At 56.5% G+C, this 271-nt stretch carries 1 protein-coding gene; it reads left to right on the top strand.

Annotated features, from left to right (window positions below):
* Window positions 1-34 precede the first annotated feature (34 nt).
* Window positions 35-271: LLM class flavin-dependent oxidoreductase (locus tag PZC42_RS23155; RefSeq protein ID WP_368860289.1), on the top strand; the 237-nt coding region annotated here is incomplete at its 3' end.

Raw genomic sequence — 271 nt, 5'->3', positions numbered from 1 at the left:
AGCTCCTCAGAGTTGTACCCGCCTACCGCTGGAAATGGAAATGATCCAGGCCTATGTCCAGCGAGCCGAGGTGCTGGGCTTTCACAGCATCTGGGTACAGGAGCAGATAGGGCTATGGTCTACGGTAAACGCCTTGGAAGGAGTGAGCATGCTGAGCTATATGGCAGCGCTCACCAGGCGGATTCTTCTCGGGGGGGCGGTATTCTTGGTCGCGCTTCGTAACCCGATTCTATTAGCCACAAGCCTCGCTAGTCTGGATCAGCTGAGCCAG

Origin of the sequence: Isoptericola croceus, from assembly GCF_029382255.1 — a bacterium.
In the GTDB taxonomy this organism is placed as follows: domain Bacteria; phylum Actinomycetota; class Actinomycetes; order Actinomycetales; family Cellulomonadaceae; genus Isoptericola; species Isoptericola croceus.
Note: the sequence above shows the minus strand (reverse complement) of the source record. Positions and strands in the feature narration are given on the sequence as shown.